This window comes from Bacillus sp. FSL P2-0099, from assembly GCF_038007445.1.
GTDB classification, from domain to species: domain Bacteria; phylum Bacillota; class Bacilli; order Bacillales; family Bacillaceae_G; genus Bacillus_A; species Bacillus_A mycoides.
The window spans coordinates 3,480,140-3,497,615 of the sequence record NZ_JBBOXE010000001.1 but is presented as its reverse complement, the minus strand read 5'-3'; the positions used below and the strand labels follow the sequence as shown (position 1 = coordinate 3,497,615).

19 protein-coding genes are annotated in these 17,476 nt (G+C 36.5%); 15 read left to right on the top strand and 4 right to left on the bottom strand.

The features are described 5' to 3' along the window. The first annotated feature begins 49 nt into the window (after nt 1-49). The gene (locus MKY90_RS17980) at nt 50-1,765 is read left to right on the top strand and encodes an ABC transporter ATP-binding protein (protein WP_341092190.1); all 1,716 of its coding nucleotides are present in this window, start codon (nt 50-52) and stop codon (nt 1,763-1,765) included. Nucleotides 1,766-1,787: 22 nt separating this feature from the next. On the opposite strand, the gene MKY90_RS17975 is transcribed toward MKY90_RS17980, so the two are convergent. Then, a complete protein-coding gene (locus MKY90_RS17975; RefSeq protein WP_078204935.1) occupies nt 1,788-2,117 on the bottom strand; it encodes a YmzC family protein in 330 nt (109 codons plus the stop codon). 192 nt (nt 2,118-2,309) lie between these two features. Between MKY90_RS17975 and MKY90_RS17970 the strand changes: the two genes are divergently transcribed. The 7 genes from MKY90_RS17970 to sspN all read left to right on the top strand — a co-directional run bounded on the left by MKY90_RS17970 (nt 2,310) and on the right by sspN (nt 7,046). Further along, a complete protein-coding gene (locus MKY90_RS17970) occupies nt 2,310-3,440 on the top strand; it encodes an RNA-guided endonuclease InsQ/TnpB family protein (RefSeq protein WP_341092188.1) in 1,131 nt (376 codons plus the stop codon). Nucleotides 3,441-3,769: 329 nt separating this feature from the next. Next, the gene (locus tag MKY90_RS17965) at nt 3,770-3,982 is read left to right on the top strand and encodes a hypothetical protein (RefSeq protein ID WP_078205708.1); all 213 of its coding nucleotides are present in this window, start codon (nt 3,770-3,772) and stop codon (nt 3,980-3,982) included. A 139-nt stretch (nt 3,983-4,121) separates the two neighbouring features. After that, on the top strand, nt 4,122-4,790 hold the full coding sequence (locus MKY90_RS17960; RefSeq protein WP_141506976.1) for a transposase: 669 nt from the start codon (nt 4,122-4,124) through the stop codon (nt 4,788-4,790). Between the two features lie 164 nt (nt 4,791-4,954). Then, nucleotides 4,955-5,530, top strand: coding sequence for a TlpA family protein disulfide reductase (locus MKY90_RS17955; protein WP_002190375.1), 576 nt, complete (start codon nt 4,955-4,957; stop codon nt 5,528-5,530). A 115-nt stretch (nt 5,531-5,645) separates the two neighbouring features. Continuing rightward, entirely contained in the window at nt 5,646-6,593 is a 948-nt protein-coding gene (locus MKY90_RS17950; protein WP_002190374.1) for a 3'-5' exonuclease, read from the top strand. A 131-nt stretch (nt 6,594-6,724) separates the two neighbouring features. Continuing rightward, nucleotides 6,725-6,868: an FbpB family small basic protein gene (locus MKY90_RS17945; RefSeq protein ID WP_002014298.1), complete on the top strand. Its 144-nt coding sequence runs from the start codon at nt 6,725-6,727 to the stop codon at nt 6,866-6,868. A gap of 43 nt (nt 6,869-6,911) precedes the next feature. After that, nucleotides 6,912-7,046, top strand: coding sequence for an acid-soluble spore protein SspN (gene sspN / locus MKY90_RS17940; RefSeq protein ID WP_000527988.1), 135 nt, complete (start codon nt 6,912-6,914; stop codon nt 7,044-7,046). 76 nt (nt 7,047-7,122) lie between these two features. Here the strand turns inward: sspN and MKY90_RS17935 are convergent, their stop codons facing one another. After that, the gene (locus tag MKY90_RS17935; protein WP_002066644.1) at nt 7,123-8,415 is read right to left on the bottom strand and encodes a glycosyl hydrolase family 18 protein; all 1,293 of its coding nucleotides are present in this window, start codon (nt 8,413-8,415) and stop codon (nt 7,123-7,125) included. Nucleotides 8,416-8,524: 109 nt separating this feature from the next. Between MKY90_RS17935 and MKY90_RS17930 the strand changes: the two genes are divergently transcribed. Beyond that, on the top strand, nt 8,525-8,944 hold the full coding sequence (locus MKY90_RS17930; protein WP_000495812.1) for an acyl-CoA thioesterase: 420 nt from the start codon (nt 8,525-8,527) through the stop codon (nt 8,942-8,944). Between the two features lie 26 nt (nt 8,945-8,970). Here MKY90_RS17930 and MKY90_RS17925 read toward each other — a convergent pair whose 3' ends face one another. Beyond that, a complete protein-coding gene (locus tag MKY90_RS17925) occupies nt 8,971-9,261 on the bottom strand; it encodes a HesB/YadR/YfhF family protein (protein WP_002033558.1) in 291 nt (96 codons plus the stop codon). 109 nt (nt 9,262-9,370) lie between these two features. Continuing rightward, nucleotides 9,371-9,967: a glycerol-3-phosphate 1-O-acyltransferase PlsY gene (plsY, locus tag MKY90_RS17920; RefSeq protein WP_002014306.1), complete on the bottom strand. Its 597-nt coding sequence runs from the start codon at nt 9,965-9,967 to the stop codon at nt 9,371-9,373. Nucleotides 9,968-10,192: 225 nt separating this feature from the next. On the opposite strand from plsY, the gene MKY90_RS17915 reads away from it, so the two are divergent. The 6 genes from MKY90_RS17915 (at nt 10,193) to parE (ending at nt 17,475) form a co-directional block, all read left to right on the top strand. Further along, entirely contained in the window at nt 10,193-12,049 is a 1,857-nt protein-coding gene (locus tag MKY90_RS17915) for an anaerobic ribonucleoside triphosphate reductase (RefSeq protein WP_098168402.1), read from the top strand. Beyond that, the gene (nrdG, locus tag MKY90_RS17910) at nt 12,046-12,498 is read left to right on the top strand and encodes an anaerobic ribonucleoside-triphosphate reductase activating protein (protein WP_002128495.1); all 453 of its coding nucleotides are present in this window, start codon (nt 12,046-12,048) and stop codon (nt 12,496-12,498) included. The genes MKY90_RS17915 and nrdG overlap by 4 nt, the downstream gene beginning before the upstream one ends. An 18-nt stretch (nt 12,499-12,516) precedes the next feature. After that, entirely contained in the window at nt 12,517-13,194 is a 678-nt protein-coding gene (locus MKY90_RS17905) for a response regulator transcription factor (protein WP_002185181.1), read from the top strand. A gap of 203 nt (nt 13,195-13,397) precedes the next feature. Further along, nucleotides 13,398-14,639 carry a S1C family serine protease gene (locus MKY90_RS17900; RefSeq protein WP_002014311.1) on the top strand — a complete coding sequence of 414 codons (1,242 nt, stop codon included), beginning with the start codon at nt 13,398-13,400 and terminating at the stop codon, nt 14,637-14,639. Nucleotides 14,640-14,718: 79 nt separating this feature from the next. Then, nucleotides 14,719-15,132, top strand: a complete 414-nt coding sequence (locus MKY90_RS17895) for a CoA-binding protein (protein ID WP_063217629.1) — start codon at nt 14,719-14,721, stop codon at nt 15,130-15,132. 378 nt (nt 15,133-15,510) lie between these two features. Next, the gene (gene parE, locus MKY90_RS17890; RefSeq protein ID WP_063217630.1) at nt 15,511-17,475 is read left to right on the top strand and encodes a DNA topoisomerase IV subunit B; all 1,965 of its coding nucleotides are present in this window, start codon (nt 15,511-15,513) and stop codon (nt 17,473-17,475) included. The last annotated feature ends 1 nt before the right edge of the window (nt 17,476 follow it).

The following is a 17,476-nucleotide window of genomic DNA, read 5'->3' as shown; positions in this document are numbered from 1 at the left end:
GGAAGCTAACATTTGTTAGCTTCCTTACTTTAGGTACAGAGGGAAAGGGATGAAACCAATTGGTTTCATCCCTTTCCTTTTATTATGCAAAATTGGGGGAATGACAATGAATGAATATAGAAGAATAATGTTGCCGCTGTTGCAAGAAAAGCTATTGCTAATTAGTGCGATTTGTAGCGGAATAGTAGCTGACATTTTGAATTTATCCCGTCCGCTATTTATGGGGCTAATTGTAGATAACATTATTCAGCGGGAGTTAAAAGGTGCGTATGTATATATTGCTTTGTTTGCGGGGAGTCGCTTTTTGATGTGGGTGAACAATCTGTTATTTGATTATGTAAGCTCAAAAGTAAGTCAGCGAATATTACGAGAGAAGCGTATAGATGTATTACGTCATTTCTTCTTATTACCGTTTGAAGAAAGTGAGAAGGTAAAACAAGGGGAGTTAGAAACATTAGTCGTTTCTGATATTCCGAATTGGGTAAGGTTATATGGATCTATATTAATAGAATACATCCACGCCATTGCACAATTTATTGGTGCGTTCATAGCTCTACAACATATCGATGTACAGTTCATATGGTGGATAACCCCGTTTTTATTTTTAAGTGCAATTGTTCCAATGATTATGGGGGAAAAAGTAAGAAATATTGCAAGTATTGCTCAAAAAAATCAATCAAGTGTTGTAGAGATAATGTCACAGTTTGTAAAAGGTATACAAGATTTACGTAGTTTACAAAAAGAAAAATGGGCAATTCATTTGTTTAAAGGAGTGACGGCACAATCTTATAAAACGGAAGTAAAGAAGACGATGATACAACATTGTATTGGGATAGTTGGAACGGTAATAGAAACAGGAGCATATATAGTTGTTCTTATTATAGGAGCAAAAAAAATAATAAAAGGGGATATGGAAGTCGGTTCGCTTGTGGCGGTATTAGCTACAATTGAGATGTTATTTTTCCCCGTTCGTTATGCGAGTGATTTATTGATGATGACACAAGTTGCTATTGCTTCGGCAAATCGAGTTTTTGGCTTTTTAGATATACCGGCTGAATACAGAAATGTAGAAAGAGCGATGGGAATGAAATTAACAAACGTTTCATTTCAAGAGAACGGTGAAGAGAGGTGTAGAATTAAAAATATACATTTGCAAATTAATCCTGGCGAACTCGTTATTATTGTGGGGGAAAGTGGTGCAGGAAAAACGACGCTTTTAAAGTTATTAACAGGGTTATATAAACCATCTAGTGGCAAGATTACTTATTACGGTAATAAAGCTCGTATGACTACTATATGGCAGGAACCACGTTTTTTTCGAACGACAGTAAAAGAGAATATATATTTCGGGGAAGGGGGCTTAGAAAAACAGTTAGAAAAAAATATGGAACTTGTAAATGCGAAGTCGATTATTAGGAGTTTATCTGAAGGTATTCAGACTGTACTACATAAAAGCGGTGAAGAGTTTTCGGGAGGAGAGAGAAAGCGTCTTGCATTATTGCGAGCGATTGTATCAAATCCGAATCTCATTGTTTTAGATGAGCCGACTGCGGGATTAGATCCGGGCAATCAAGAAATGGTTTGGAATCTGCTTAAAGGGCTAGAGGGGAATGTAACGAGAATTGTGACGACACATGATGTCGAGAGGGCGATGATAGCAGATCGGGTTGTTGTCATGAAGAATGGAATTATGGTGGAATGCGGGGATCCTAGAGAATTATTAACGTGTAAGTCATTGTTTAAAGAGATACTAATAAAAAGATAAGAGCTACATAGCGCTCTTATCTTTATTCACTCTTATTAAGTTGATACGTATAAGACTCAGTATCGTTAGTGCTAAACTCTTTGACTAGAGTAAGGTGATTTGTATCCGGATTATATTTGAAAATTTTGACCGTACGTTCGCTACTTAGTGATGGATTATATTCTTGAATAGCAAATGTATTTTCAGCAATCTGTGTCATATTACTGGTTGAAACGTTTTCTACGGCATCATGATTTGTAGAAATTTCAACAACTCTTTCACCGTTGAAAAATAAAAGAACGATTACTAAAACAACTAAACATATTCGTATATAGCGAAGTTCTTTACTAATAGGGTAACTAACTGTTACGATTTATTTAACCAATTATAACCAAAGCTAATTAAATATATCAGTAAGCCCTGCTAGTCAAGTGATTGGCTAGTAGTGAGGGTTAACTGCGGGCAATCCCTAAAGCTGATTGAACTACAACGTGGCTAGAAATGGTGAGCGTGAATGTTGCGAAAGCAGAAAAAATTAATCAGATGATTAAGGAGTTGACTTCTGATGATATTGGCGAAGAAAGTCAGACTGATTCCAACGCCTGAACAAGAAAAAGTGCTTATAAATCATGCTGGGGCTTCAAGATTTGCTTATAACTATTGTAAAAGAATCAGTGATAGATACTATAAGCTATTCGGAAAATCTGTTTCACAGTTAGCTTTACAGAAACGATTTACAAAGATCAAGAAACGAAAGAGATATGAGTGGTTAAATGACATCAACGCACAAGTTCCAAAACAGGCTTCAAAAGATTTTGATAAGGCGAGAAGAAATTCGTTCAAAAAGTACAAAAATGGTTATCACACTTCTTATAAATCCAAAAAAGATTTAATTCAAGGATTTTATGCCAATTATGAAAGACTGATTATAGGAAAGAAAGTAGTTGATATTCAGTCTATTGGAGAAGTGAAAACAAGCCAACAACTACCAAGAAATAAAAAACCATCAAATCCAAGAGTTACATTTGATGGTCGTCACTGGTGGATTAGTGTAGGGTTCAAAGAAGAATTCGAACCACAAGAACTAACCAATGAGTCGATTGGTGTGGACGTTGGTTTAAAAGAGTTGTTTGTAGCTTCTAATGGTACGAAAGAACGAAATATAAACAAAGATGCTAAGGTTAAAAAACTTTTGAAAAGGAAAAAGTCAGCGCAAAGAGATATGTCTAGGAGATTTAAAAAAGGTGTGAAATTTCAATCTGCCGGATATGAAAAAGCTAAAACTGAGCACCTGCGGTTATTTAGGAAAATTATGAATATCCGAAATAACCATATCCATCAAGCAACAGCTAAATTGGTGAAAACCAAACCAATGAGGATTGTTGTGGAAGACTTATCTATCTCAAACCTGTTAAAAAACAAAAAACTATCGAAAGCATTTTCATTTCAAAAATTAAACTTCTTCTTTCAATGTTTATCATACAAGTGCGAGAAGTATGGCATTGAGTATGTAAAAGCTGATAAATGGTTCGCCTCAAGCAAGATTTGCTCATGTTGTAGCGTTAAATACGACCATTCAGTTCAACCAGAAGGACAGTGGAGTTTAAAGATTCGTGAATGGGACTGTGTTGGGTGCAATAGCCATCACGATAGGGATTTAAATGCTTCGATAAATTTATCAAGATGGGTAAAATAAATGCTTGGTAATATGAGGTAACGATACTGCCTCGTGTGGAGTGTTATACCCCTCGTCCCTTCGGGGTTGCGAGAACACTTTGAAGCACTAACTTGTGTGAATTTGATTGAATTGTATAGATTTAGTTAAGTTTATCGTATCGGTTGATAAGTAATTGTAAAATATATATCCTCGCAAGTTTTGTATTTATTTCTAATTATATGGTTCATCACCATAACTTGGGGTTGAATTAAGGGAAGTTGAATTTTTTTCCATAAAAGACTGTAAACAAAGTGAAAACTCCCGTATCGTAATTGTTGTCGAGACAAACCACGAGAGGAGTTTTCACTTTGTACTCTAAGTTTATCAAAATGATTTTGCCATTACCATGTTTTTTTACAATTGCTTTGCCTTCCGAGAAAGAACCAGCTGTTTTTCCCGTTCAAGCCCCACCACAATCTGTTCTTTGTCCGATTTGTTTTGGAAAAACACATCGTCATGAATCCGCGATTCGTCGTTTGCGCCATGGCTTTGCTTGGCATATTGGTACAACTCTGAATTGAACTTGCCGTTCCTCGCCACCGTTGTACGTGCTGCGGCTTTACATTTACATATGATTATGGACTTGGGTTAATTCGTTCTTCCACGGCTTCATTTCGCCGTAAAATTGTGTGTCGTTGTCATTGGCGCACCTTGTCAGATGTGGCACGAGAATATGGTGTTCCTTATACGACATTAGAACGCTGGTTTTATTTCTATGCGCCCGAACAACTTGTTGAAGAAGAGGCGCAACACATTTGTGTAGATGAGTTTGCGATACGTAAAGGGCATTCTTATGCGACAAGCGTGTTAAATGCAGAAACTGGACGTATTTTGGCGATTGCCTCGGTCTTATCGAAGGTAACAGGAAACATCAAAGCGGTGGTTAGTGATTTTGCACCAGCCGTGGCGAATGCAATTCAATCCGTTTTTCAAGAAGCGGTTCACGTACTGGATCGCTTTCATTTAATCCAGTTTTTCACTGAAGCATTACGTAGACGCAGACGTTATTTAAATGAAGCGAAAAAGCATCACAAAGTACGTTTTATCGATCGTTGCCTTGCACGTCGTCCGCGTAATTTAACCGAGGAAGAAAGAGGATTTATCGTGCAATGTGGTGTTGTTTCAAAAATCGTTAAAACCTTGATTGCACGTGAAAAATCATTACTTGATACGATTCTTTCACCACTTTCAAATGGCATTATGGAAGGCACAAATAATGAAATTAAACTAATCAAAAGACGTGGTTTTGGTTATAGAAATGATAGTCATTTCTTCCTACGTCTTCGCTTGGAAACGGGCGTTGATTTTGTCACCCCCAACTTTCGGTGATGAACTAATTATGTGATAAAAAGGGAAATATTTCATCTAGACTATAAATATTCTAACTATTTCGAATGTGAATATTTCCAAGCTTGTCCGTATAAGCTAAAATAAGGTATATAGCATTTTGGTGATTATGTAATAAGAAGATAAACACGTAAGGGTGATATAATATGTGGCGGAAGCTTACCATTATTGTAGTGTTACTTTGTTTAGCGGGATATGCAGCTTATGAACAGTTTGGTAAAGAGGATCAAGTAATGCAAGAAAAGCCTGCCAAAAGTGAAGCTGCTATGAAAGAGATTTTCGCAAGGAACGGTATTGAAATTGGAAAGAGCGCACCAGATTTTGAATTAGCAAAGATAGATGGAACGAATGTAAAGTTATCCGATTTAAAAGGAAAGAAAGTTATTTTAAACTTTTGGGCAACGTGGTGTGGGCCTTGTCAGCAAGAAATGCCTGATATGGAGGCCTTTTATAAAGAACATAAAGAAAACGTAGAAATTTTAGCTATAAACTATACTCCTTCAGAAAAAGGAGGCGGAGAAGAAAAGGTAAGGAACTTCGCTAAAGAAAAAGGAATTACTTTTCCTATTTTATTGGACAAGAACATTGATGTGACAACAGCGTATAAAGTAATTACCATTCCAACTTCTTATTTTATTGATACAGAAGGTGTTATTCAAGATAAGTTTATTGGACCGATGACACAAAAAGAGATGGAGAAACGGATTGCTAAATTAAAATAACGGTGAAAAGGTGGAGATGGAATATAATCATTTCTGCCTTTTCTTTTTCAAGTAGTGAAAGCTTCGTGATATGATAAAAGAAATATAAATGTTTAGAGATAAAGGAGTGTCTGGAGTGGGGAATGTATCCTTACCGTTAGATTATGTTGTAATTGATTTTGAAACAACAGGATTTAACCCTTATAATGATAAAATTATTCAAGTTGCAGCAGTGAAATATTGTAATCATGAACTAGTAGATCAATTTGTATCGTATGTGAATCCAGAGCGTCCAATTCCGAGCCGAATTACGAGTTTAACAGGTATTACGAATTATCGTGTTTCAGACGCACCAACAATTGCAGAAGTATTGCCTTTGTTTTTGGCATTTCTAGATACAAATATTATCGTGGCACATAATGCTTCTTTTGATATGCGTTTTTTAAAGAGTAATGTAAATATGCTTGGACTACCTGAGCCTAAAAATAACGTTATTGATACTGTGTTTTTAGCGAAAAAATATATGAAGCATGCGCCTAATCACAAACTTGAAACGTTAAAACGAATGCTTGGAATTCGCTTAAGTTCTCATAATGCATTTGACGACTGTATTACGTGTGCGGCTGTTTATCAAAAATGTGCAGCCGTTGAAGAAGAAGGAAAAAGAAAAGCGAATAAGGAAGTACTTGATGAAACAGCGGTATTTGAAGCAGTAAAAGAAATGCTTGTACGAAATAAACGTGATATTGAGTGGATTCGTTGTATGAATGTTGGGAGTTATTTAGATATAAAAGCCTTTTACCCAATTATAAGGTTAAAGGTCAAAGGGCGAAAGAAATATGTGTTAACAGAAAAAATGGAAGACGATGTAAGAGAAATTTGTACGAGCTTAACATACGAGGCAGCATTGAAAAGTGAGATTGGCAACACGAGAATTATGATTGACAGTGTAGAGGACATTTTGAAGCTAGAGAGCTACATTGTAGCAGAATACGATTCTGTATTACGAGCGCTGGATGAATATAGAGCAAATAAAGTAAATGCGGATGAAGAAATTAAAAAATATTTAAATACGATGGTGTAAAAAATCCCATGTGCAATATATGCGCATGGGATTTTTTATCAAAACATAAAATTTTCTTACAAATCTGATTAAAGAGTTTTTCATTTGCTCATACTATGTAATAAGAAAGCGTAGAAGAAAGGGTGAGCAACATGAGAAGAAGTCGCCGTAGATCGTTTGAAGAACTTGTAAATGAAAATAAACAACAATTATTAAGCGATCGTGATGCAATGGATCGAATTGAAAAACGAATTGAAAAACGTTATGAAATGAAACTTTTTAAGCAGGCTGAATAATTCTTAACACTAGTACGATACTAGTGTTAAGGAGGCGATAGTAATGGGTAATCCGAAAAAGAATTCAAAAGACTTTGCACCAAATCAAATTGGAACACAATCGAAAAAAGCTGGTGGCAATAAAGGGAAGCAAATGCAAGACCAAACTGGCAAACAACCAATTGTTGATAACGGTTAAAAAAAGGAGAATGTCATCATTCTCCTTTTTGTGTGTTTGGATAATATTATAAAAATATTTAAAAAGCTGACTTTCGTCAGCCTTTTTTCGTAATTGTAAAGTTTTCAACGAGTAAACGCCAATTTTGTGGGAATGGTAGACCAATCTTCCAGTAACTAATACCACCAATGCCTTGTTCTTTCATTAAATTGAATTTACTTTGAATAGACCTCGAATCTTCAAACCAAACCTCGTGTTGTACGCCGTTTTCATCAAAGTAATTAAAATGTGGAGCTTGGGCTGTGAAATCATAGCGGATAGGAACATTGTATTTACGAGCAAGTGCAACAGCTGCGACAGAGCTAACTGCTTTTGCGGGTGGATTCCCTTGTTTGAAAGGGAGTTTCCAATCAAATCCATATAAATTTTGCCCCATCATAATTTTTTGTGGTGGCATTTGAGATTTTGCATATTGAAGTACTTCTTTTACAGGACCAATAGGGGAAATCGCCATCGGTGGTCCACCTTGCCAACCCCAGTCGTATGTCATAATGACGACGAAATCAACAATTTGTCCTTGTGCTTTATAATCGTGAGCCTCAAAAAATTTCCCTTTTTGATTTGAGCTCGTTTTCGGTACAAGTGTTGTACTTAATGTGTACCCGCTAGGTAAGCGTGTTTTCACATTTCGTAAAAAACGATTATACGCTTCGCGATCTTCAGGTGCCACACTCTCGAAATCGAAATGAATGTCTCGCATGCCATATTTTTCAGCTGTTTGCAAAATGTTAGTAATAAACTTGTTTTGAATTGTTGCATCGCGTAAAATAACCGAGGTCAGATCGGCACTGAAATTTCCATTTTCAATATTTGTAATAACGAGCATAGGGATGGTGTTACCTTGCGTTGCAATATTAGCGATTTTCGCTGTTTCCGTCGGTTCTTTTAAAGTGCCGTCTCTTTTTGCTTCAAAGCTGAAGTAGGCTAAATATGTTAAAAATGGATTAATAGCACGTGTAGCATTTACTAAACTTTCTTTTATCGGTATTGTTGAAGGCTGTAAATAAGCAATGGATTCTACTGCTCGTTTTGTTCCTTTCGGTATATATAATTGCTGTCCGACATGGAGAATAGATTTTAATGAAAGGTTATTAACTTTAGCTAAACTGGCGAGAGGGACGTTATACGTTTGAGAAATTCGATAAAGGCTGTCACCTGGCTGTACATAATAATTATTGCCTTTTGTATTAACGATAAGTGCCTGACCAACAACGAGTGTTTCAGCTGGATTTAGTCCATTGTCTTTTACAATTTCTTCAGGTGTAGATCCGTACTTTGATGCTAAACCATAAACACTATCACCGCTACGAACAGTTACAATTTGGATCATGTGCTTGCCCCTTTCGGTAAAAGATTCACTGTTTTTATTTTATTTTTGATTCCACTGTATTATGATTAAATGTATGCAAGGTAGCAGAAGTGAAAGAAGGCGAATAGAAATGTTTGTAGCAGAACATGAAGTTGAAATCCGTTATGCGGAAACAGATCAAATGGGTGTTGTTTACCATTCAAACTATTTAGTGTGGCTTGAACTAGGGCGCACGAAACTTATACAAGATTTAGGATTTTCATATGTTGAAATGGAGAAAGAGGGAATTATTTCTCCTGTGTTAGACTTACAAATTTCATATCGTAAAGCGATGCGTTATGGAGAAAAAGCTATTGTGAAAACGTGGGTTGATACCGTGAGCCCGCTCCGCGTTGTATATGGATATGAAATTTATAATGGTGATGGCGAACTTTGTATTACTGCAAGCACGACGAATATTTGTGCGAAAAAAGAAGGGTTCCGCCCTGTATCATTTAAAAAATTATATCCTGAGTGGTATGCGAAATATGAGGAAATTAAAAAGAAATAAAAAAGCGTGGCAGAAGCCACGCTTTTTTATTTTTCATAATTAAATTGAGGGAAATCATCACCGTCGTTAAGTGTAACTAATAAATTATGTCCATCGAAGAACCACTCATCATCGCCTTCAATAAAGAAGTTAATACCTTCTTCTTGAGTTTGAACAGCAGGGTGCGCAGGGTCATCTTTACGAATACCTAAAGAAAGTCCTTTTTGCACAGTACTGCAACCGCCGTATTGTACGAAAAGGCGTATTGTTTCACCCGATTGTAAGTTTAATTCGTTTTTATACCATTGTGCTGCTTCTTTTGTTACGGAAAGATTCATGTATAGTTCCTCCAAATTATGTTGCTTTTTCTTTTAGTATAAAAAATAACGCAAAAAGACGCTATTAATATGCTTCACGTTTTCTTTTTGCGTTATGTGGGTTACGATCTTATTTTTGCTTTTTTGAAAAGTTTGCTTTTGGTTCAGTTTTATTTATAATTCGTCCGATATTTGCACGGTGTTTATAAATAACCATACCTGCTAATAAACACATCGCAATAATGAAGATTTTATCCCCGCTAACAATGGATGCAATAACAGCAACGACAGCTGTTATCATAGAAGAAAGTGATACGTATCTTGTTGTAAATAAAAGGCTAAAAAAGACAACAGCTAATATTGCAAAAACAACTGGTGAATAGCATAATAGCACCCCAGCAGAAGTTGCAACTGCTTTCCCCCCGCGGAATTTTGCGAAGATCGGATAGACATGTCCAAGAACAGCGGCTAATCCAAACCATAGTGGGTGAATATCTGACCCGAAAATAATCGGTAGACCTGTTGCTAATGTACCTTTTAAAATGTCAGCAATTGTTACGATAAAACCTGCTTTTTTCCCTAATGTACGGAATGTATTTGTTCCGCCTAGATTACCGCTTCCATGCTCACGAATGTCGATTCCATAACCAATTTTTCCAACGACTAATGCAAATGGAATCGAACCGAGTAGATAGGCAACGATAAATAAAAGATATGTAATAACCATGAGTTCAGTCTCCTTTATACAAATGTGTTGATAAAGGGTAAAAAGAGTTTTTCCCATTTATTGTACCATACATTTGTAAAGAGCACATTTCTTTTTTATAAATGAAAAAGTCATTAATTTTTAAAAAAACTTTCACAGGAATGTTACATTTTTCACAGGAATAGAAGAACTATATGTTGTATGATTTTAATCAAAAGACAACAACATGTTGGTGGAGGGTTATGAATGTTGAAACAAAATGTACGTGGAGAAGAATTAATGAAAGTATTTGAGACAATTATCCACGGTAATGAACAAGATTTAATGCAGGAAAATGCAAATGTAGATGGTCGATCTCCAATGGGAGTAATGGGAACGTTCGCATCTGAGAGCGCAAAGTATTATGCAGTAGAAAAATTATTATCAGATCAAGTGAAAAAAGCGATAGATCAAAATATATTATATCCACATGATTTAGATTTTTATGCAACAGGAACGACGACTTGTTCGCAAATTCCGTTAGCGCAAATGCTAGCTAACGGTTTTCATACTGGACATGGACATATGAGACAACCGCAAGACATTAAAAGTGCGTTGGCGCTTTCTTCAATTATTTTTCAGGCGAATCAAAATATGCAGCACGGTGGTCAATCGTTTGCACTCTTTGATATTGATTTAGCTCCATATGTGAGAAAAACAGTAAAGAGACATAAAAAACGACTACAGTCATATCCGCTTACGAAAGAACAAATAGAGGAATTTGCATGGAAAGAGACAGAAAATGATACGTATCAGGCGTGTGAGGCTTTCGTTCATAATTCAAATAGTATGCATAGTAGGGGCGGGGGACAAGTACCATTTATTTCAATTAACTACGGTACAGACACATCGAAAGAGGGAAGACTTTTAATTAAGCAACTTTTAAAAGCGACGCAAGCTGGACTTGGTAAAGGGGAAACACCGATTTTTCCTATTCAAATTTTCAAAATGAAAAAAGGCGTGAACTTTGAAGAGTGTGATCCGAACTATGATTTATTTGAATTAGCGTTAGAAACGACCGCTGAGCGATTATTCCCTAACTTTTCGTTTTTAGATGCTCCGTTTAATGCTGTGCATTATGATGGTCGACCTGAAAGTGAAGTATGTTATATGGGGTGCCGTACTCGTGTTATGTCTAATATACATGGGGAAGAAACAGCAATTGGAAGAGGGAATTTATCGTTTACTTCTATTAATTTAGTGAAATTAGCGCTAATTAGTGGATCGAAAGAAGCGTTTTTTGAAGCGCTAAGTTATTATTTAGATTTAGGCGTTAAGCAATTATTAGAGAGATTTGCTTATCAATGTACAAAGAGAGCAAGAGATTTTCAGTTCTTATATTCACAAGGTGTATGGCGTGGTGGAGAGACGTTACAACCTGAAGATGCTGTGGCACCGATTTTAAAACAAGGGACGTTAAGTCTTGGTTTTATCGGTCTTGCAGAATGTTTAGTAGCGTTAACTGGAAAGCATCATGGAGAAAATGAAGAATCGTGGAAGCTTGGATATGAAATTATTTCCTTTATGAGAGAGAGAATGGATAAGGCGATGGAAGAACATCAACTCAATTTCTCTGTAATTGCAACGCCGGCAGAAGGGTTATCAGGAAAGTTTGTGAAAAAAGATAGAGAAGAATTTGGTGAGATTAGCGGTATAACGAACCATAATTACTATACGAATTCATTCCATATTCCAGTTTATTATAACATTCAAGCGATAAATAAAATTCGTTTAGAAGGACCTTTCCATGCCCTATGTAACGGGGGACATATTACGTATATTGAACTAGACGGAGCAGCTATGCATAACAAAAAGGCATTAAAGCAAATTGTGCAAGCGATGGCAGAGAATGGCGTTGGGTACGGTTCAATTAACCATCCTGTTGATCGTTGTAAGTGCTGTAGTTATCATGGCATTATCGGGAATGAATGTCCGAGTTGTGGGAATGAAGATGAGAATGAAATAGAAAGAATTCGCCGCATAACAGGATATCTTGTTGGAGATATGTCAAAGTGGAATAGCGCGAAACGTAGTGAAGAGATGGATCGGGTGAAGCATAAATGAAAGTTATGAATATCATTCATGATAGTGTAGTAGATGGAGAAGGATTGCGGACAGTCGTGTTTTTTGCGGGCTGTCCGCATCGTTGTATCGGTTGCCATAATCCGAAATCATGGAATGTTTGCAATGGAACTGAAATGACGGTAGAAGAAATTGTGAAAGAGATTGAAAAAAATTCATTAACCGATGTAACATTTTCAGGCGGAGATCCATTTTTTCAAGCTGCTGAAGTGAAAAAAGTAGCAAAAGCAGTGAAGGATTTGAGAAAAAATCTATGGATTTATACAGGTTACAGGTTAGAAGAGATACAGAGTGCTCAAAATAATGATATGATAGAATTGTTACATTATGGGGATGTTTTGGTCGATGGAAGATTTGAACTTGATAAAAAAGATTTAACACTTCCATTTCGTGGAAGCTCCAATCAACGTATTATTCGATTGAAAGAGTAAAAAGGCGGGATAGGTTATATGAATAAAACAGTATTACTTGTTGAAGATGAAAGAAGATTACGTGAAATTGTTAGTGATTATTTTCGTAATGAAGGCTTTGAAGTAATCGAAGCGGAAGATGGAAAAAAAGCGCTAGAATTATTTGCTGAACATACAATTGATTTAATTATGTTGGATATTATGTTACCAGAAATAGATGGTTGGTCTGTTTGTAGACGAATTAGAAAAGAGTCAGCGGTACCAATCATTATGCTGACAGCACGTTCTGATGAGGATGATACATTACTAGGCTTTGAACTAGGTGCAGATGAGTATGTAACAAAACCTTTTAGTCCGAAAGTGTTAGTAGCTCGTGCAAAGACGTTATTGAAACGTGCGGATGGAGCGGTAGGAGTATCAGAAGAAAATACTATGTCTTTAGCTGGAATAGAAGTGAATCGACTATCTAGAACAGTTTTAGTAGATGGTGAAGAAATTATATTGACACATAAGGAGTTCGAACTTCTTGTTTATTTAATGGAGAACAAAGGAATTGTGTTGTCACGTCAACATTTATTAGATCAGTTATGGGGATATGATTACTACGGTGATGACCGAACGGTTGATACACATATTAAAAAACTGCGAAATAAGCTAGGAGATAAGGCGAGGCATATCGGCACTGTTATTCGAGTAGGTTACAAATTCGAAGAATAACCTTTAAGTTACTATGCATCCCGGCTTTGGGATATAGCAAATTTACACTCTCCTTTGTAGGTGGAATGTACAAAAAATACTTTTCTTGTCTACAATGGTAGATAGGAGTATTTTTTTAATTGGATTTCACGATGAGTTCACAAGAAGGACACAAAATGTGACTATACTGAAAGTACGAATTCACCAGGGAGGGGAAATAAAACATGGGATATTACGACGGACCGAATTTGAATGAAGAGCATAGTGAAACAAGAGAAGTGAAAAAATCAGGTAGTAAAAAAGGATATTTTTTCACAGGTTTAGTTGGAGCTGTAGTCGGGGCGGTTTCGATTAGTTTTGCAGCACCGTACATGCCATGGGTGCAAAATAATAATGCAGCTGTTTCGTCATTCAATTCTAATAAACAAGTAGAAGGAACTGTAGTTCCAGTTGTAAATAAAGCGAAAAATGAAACTGATTTACCGGGAATGATCGAAGGCGCGAAGGATGTTGTTGTAGGTGTTATTAATATGCAACAAAGTGTTGATCCATTTGCAATGCAACCGACAGGCCAAGAGCAACAAGCTGGCTCAGGATCAGGTGTTATTTATAAAAAAGCAGGGAATAAAGCGTATATTGTAACGAACAACCATGTAGTAGATGGAGCAAATAAACTTGCTGTAAAACTAAGTGATGGTAAAAAGGTAGATGCAAAGCTTGTAGGGAAAGACCCTTGGTTAGATTTAGCGGTTGTAGAAATTGATGGATCTAATGTAAATAAAGTTGCCACTTTAGGTGATTCAAGTAAACTTCGTGCGGGTGAAAAAGCGATTGCAATCGGTAACCCACTAGGGTTTGATGGAAGTGTAACAGAAGGTATTATTAGTAGCAAAGAACGTGAAATTCCAGTAGATATTGATGGCGATAAGCGTGCAGATTGGAATGCTCAAGTTATTCAAACAGATGCAGCGATTAACCCAGGTAATAGTGGTGGTGCGTTATTTAATCAAAACGGTGAAATAATTGGGATTAATTCAAGTAAAATTGCACAACAAGAAGTTGAAGGAATTGGATTTGCTATTCCAATTAATATTGCAAAGCCAGTTATTGAATCCCTTGAAAAAGAAGGAGTGGTGAAACGTCCAGCACTAGGAGTCGGTGTCGTTTCATTAGAAGATGTGCAAGCTTATGCAGTAAATCAATTAAAAGTGCCAAAAGAAGTAACAAACGGCGTTGTATTAGGTAAAATCTATCCAATATCACCAGCGGAAAAAGCTGGTTTAGAGCAATATGATATAGTAGTAGCGTTAGATGATCAAAAAGTAGAGAATTCACTTCAATTCCGTAAATATTTATATGAAAAGAAAAAAGTAGGCGAGAAAGTAGAAGTTACATTCTATCGCAATGGCCAAAAAATGACGAAAACAGCTACATTAGCAGATAATTCAGCTACAAAGAATCAATAATCGGAATAAAAGAAAGTCTCTTTCATGTTGAAAGAGACTTTCTTTATCGGATATACTAAAGAAATAGGAGGGATAAATTATGATAATTGAAAACCCAACTCGTACGGAAATTGGTGAAGTATTAAAGAAAAGTAAAACGATTGCAGTTGTTGGATTATCAGATAAGCCAGAACGCACATCGTATATGGTTTCAAAAGCAATGCAAGATGCTGGGTACCGCATTATTCCAGTAAATCCAACAGTAGATGAAGTACTCGGAGAAAAGGCGGTTTCTTCACTGATGGATATTAAAGAACATGTTGATATTGTAAATGTGTTTCGTCGCTCAGAATTTTTAAAGGATGTTGCGAAAGAGTTTGTAGAGATTGATGCAGATGTTTTCTGGGCACAATTAGGAGTACAAGATGAAGATACATATAAACTTTTACAAGAAAAAGGCTACACAGTAATAATGGATCGTTGCATTAAAGTAGAGCATGTAATGACAAAATAGTATAGATTTTAAAGATAGAAAGATTGATTCAGCCCTCGCTTTTTACATAAGTAGGGCGGATGAACGAGGTGTTCATCATGAGATTTTTTAAAGGCTGTTTTTGGGGATTGTTACTTGTTATCCCATTTTGGATATTGATCATTTGGATCATGATAAAGGTTTGGAATGTATAATGTTGGAATACATATCCATTTCTCGTTGACAAACGATTATTTTTCTGAAATAGTAGCCTAGAGGAATCCTTGTGAAAAAAAACAAGGATTTTTCTATTGAAAATAGTATATAAAAGAGATAAGATAACTTGCCAAAACTATAGTCGAGGCGTTATTCTATAATAGAAACATATGTTCTGATTTGATTAGGAAAGGGGCAAGGAGTTTGGCGAAGCATCAGTTCCAATATAATGAAGATGCAATTCAAGTGTTAGAAGGACTTGAAGCCGTTCGAAAACGCCCGGGTATGTATATCGGGAGTACGGATAGCCGTGGATTGCATCATTTAGTATATGAAATAGTAGATAACTCCGTTGATGAAGCATTAGCGGGATTTGGCGACGAAATTTCTGTCGTAATACATAAAGATAATAGTATTAGCGTAATTGATAAAGGGCGAGGAATGCCTACGGGAATGCATAAGCTTGGAAAGCCGACACCTGAAGTTATTTTAACAGTACTTCATGCTGGTGGTAAGTTTGGCCAAGGAGGCTATAAAACGAGTGGTGGTTTACACGGTGTTGGGGCATCAGTTGTAAACGCCTTATCAGAATGGCTAGTAGTAACGATTAAGCGAGATGGTAGCATTTATGAACAACGCTTTGAAAATGGTGGTACTCCTGCAACGACGTTAGAGAAAATCGGGAAAACGAAAGAGTCTGGTACAACGATGCACTTCAAACCAGATACAACTATTTTCAGCACAACAAATTATAATTATGAAACATTATGTGAGAGATTACGTGAATCTGCATTCTTATTAAAAGGAATGAAAATCTCGATAAAAGATGAACGTAATGATTTAGAAGATGTGTTTCATTATGAAACAGGAATTGAGGCTTTCGTTTCATACTTAAACGAAGAGAAAGATTCGATTCATCCAGTTATATATTTCTCGGGTGAGCAAAATGGAATTGAAGCAGAGTTAGCCTTTCAGTTTAATGATGGTTACTCAGAAAACATTCTTTCGTTTGTAAATAATGTACGTACAAAAGACGGTGGTACACACGAAGCTGGATTTAAAACAGCAATGACACGTGTGTTCAATGAGTATGCTCGTAAAGTTTCTTTATTAAAAGAAAAAGACAAAAATTTAGAGGGTACAGATATTCGAGAAGGATTAGCTTCGATTGTTTCTGTACGTGTACCAGAAGACGTACTCCAGTTTGAAGGGCAAACGAAAGGGAAACTAGGTACAAGTGAAGCTCGTTCTTCAATTGATGCAATTGTATCTGAGCATTTAGCTTACTTTTTAGAAGAAAACCCGGATGTAGCTACACTTCTTGTGAGAAAGGCAATTAAAGCAGCACAAGCACGTGAGGCTGCTCGTAAAGCGAGAGAAGAAGCGCGTACTGGTAAGAAGAAGAAAAAATCAGAAGGTACTTTAAGCGGGAAGTTAACACCTGCACAATCACGTAATCCTCAGAAAAACGAATTGTATTTAGTAGAGGGTGACTCGGCTGGTGGTTCAGCAAAGCAAGGGCGAGATCGTCGTTTCCAAGCGGTACTACCATTACGTGGTAAAGTAATTAACACGGAAAAAGCAAAGCTTGCTGATATTTTTAAGAACGAAGAGATCAATACGATTATTTACGCAATTGGCGGAGGCGTAGGGAATGAGTTCGCTGTTGAAGATATTAACTACGATAAAGTTGTTATTATGACCGATGCAGATACGGATGGAGCACATATTCAAGTGTTACTACTGACGTTCTTCTACCGTTATATGAAACCACTTATTGAAGCTGGTAAAGTATTTATCGCACTTCCACCTTTATATAAAGTAAGTAAAGGAAAAGGGAAAAGTGAAGTAATTGAATATGCATGGTCTGATGAAGAATTAGGTGATGTAACGAAAAAGGTCGGTAAAGGCTACATGTTGCAGCGCTATAAAGGACTTGGCGAAATGAATGCCGATCAATTATGGGAAACAACGATGAACCCTGAAACACGTACGTTAATCCGTGTGAAAATTGACGATGCATCAAGAGCTGAGCGCCGAGTTACGACATTGATGGGGGATAAAGTAGAACCTCGCCGTAAATGGATTGAGCGTAATGTACAATTTGGTATGCAAGAAGAAGGAAATATTTTAGAAAATGAAATGATTATGGAGACGGAGGTGGAATAAC

Bases quoted from the DNA above. Each gene is read 5' to 3' on its own strand.
- MKY90_RS17980 (WP_341092190.1), top strand. From the start codon at position 50: ATGAAACCAATTGGTTTCATCCCTTTCCTTTTATTATGCAAAATTGGG.
- MKY90_RS17970 (WP_341092188.1), top strand. From the start codon at position 2,310: ATGATATTGGCGAAGAAAGTCAGACTGATTCCAACGCCTGAACAAGAA.
- MKY90_RS17955 (WP_002190375.1), top strand. From the start codon at position 4,955: ATGTGGCGGAAGCTTACCATTATTGTAGTGTTACTTTGTTTAGCGGGA.
- MKY90_RS17945 (WP_002014298.1), top strand. From the start codon at position 6,725: ATGAGAAGAAGTCGCCGTAGATCGTTTGAAGAACTTGTAAATGAAAAT.
- sspN (WP_000527988.1), top strand. From the start codon at position 6,912: ATGGGTAATCCGAAAAAGAATTCAAAAGACTTTGCACCAAATCAAATT.
- MKY90_RS17935 (WP_002066644.1), bottom strand. From the start codon at position 8,415: ATGATCCAAATTGTAACTGTTCGTAGCGGTGATAGTGTTTATGGTTTA.
- MKY90_RS17930 (WP_000495812.1), top strand. From the start codon at position 8,525: ATGTTTGTAGCAGAACATGAAGTTGAAATCCGTTATGCGGAAACAGAT.
- MKY90_RS17925 (WP_002033558.1), bottom strand. From the start codon at position 9,261: ATGAATCTTTCCGTAACAAAAGAAGCAGCACAATGGTATAAAAACGAA.
- plsY (WP_002014306.1), bottom strand. From the start codon at position 9,967: ATGGTTATTACATATCTTTTATTTATCGTTGCCTATCTACTCGGTTCG.
- MKY90_RS17915 (WP_098168402.1), top strand. From the start codon at position 10,193: ATGTTGAAACAAAATGTACGTGGAGAAGAATTAATGAAAGTATTTGAG.
- nrdG (WP_002128495.1), top strand. From the start codon at position 12,046: ATGAAAGTTATGAATATCATTCATGATAGTGTAGTAGATGGAGAAGGA.
- MKY90_RS17905 (WP_002185181.1), top strand. From the start codon at position 12,517: ATGAATAAAACAGTATTACTTGTTGAAGATGAAAGAAGATTACGTGAA.
- MKY90_RS17900 (WP_002014311.1), top strand. From the start codon at position 13,398: ATGGGATATTACGACGGACCGAATTTGAATGAAGAGCATAGTGAAACA.
- MKY90_RS17895 (WP_063217629.1), top strand. From the start codon at position 14,719: ATGATAATTGAAAACCCAACTCGTACGGAAATTGGTGAAGTATTAAAG.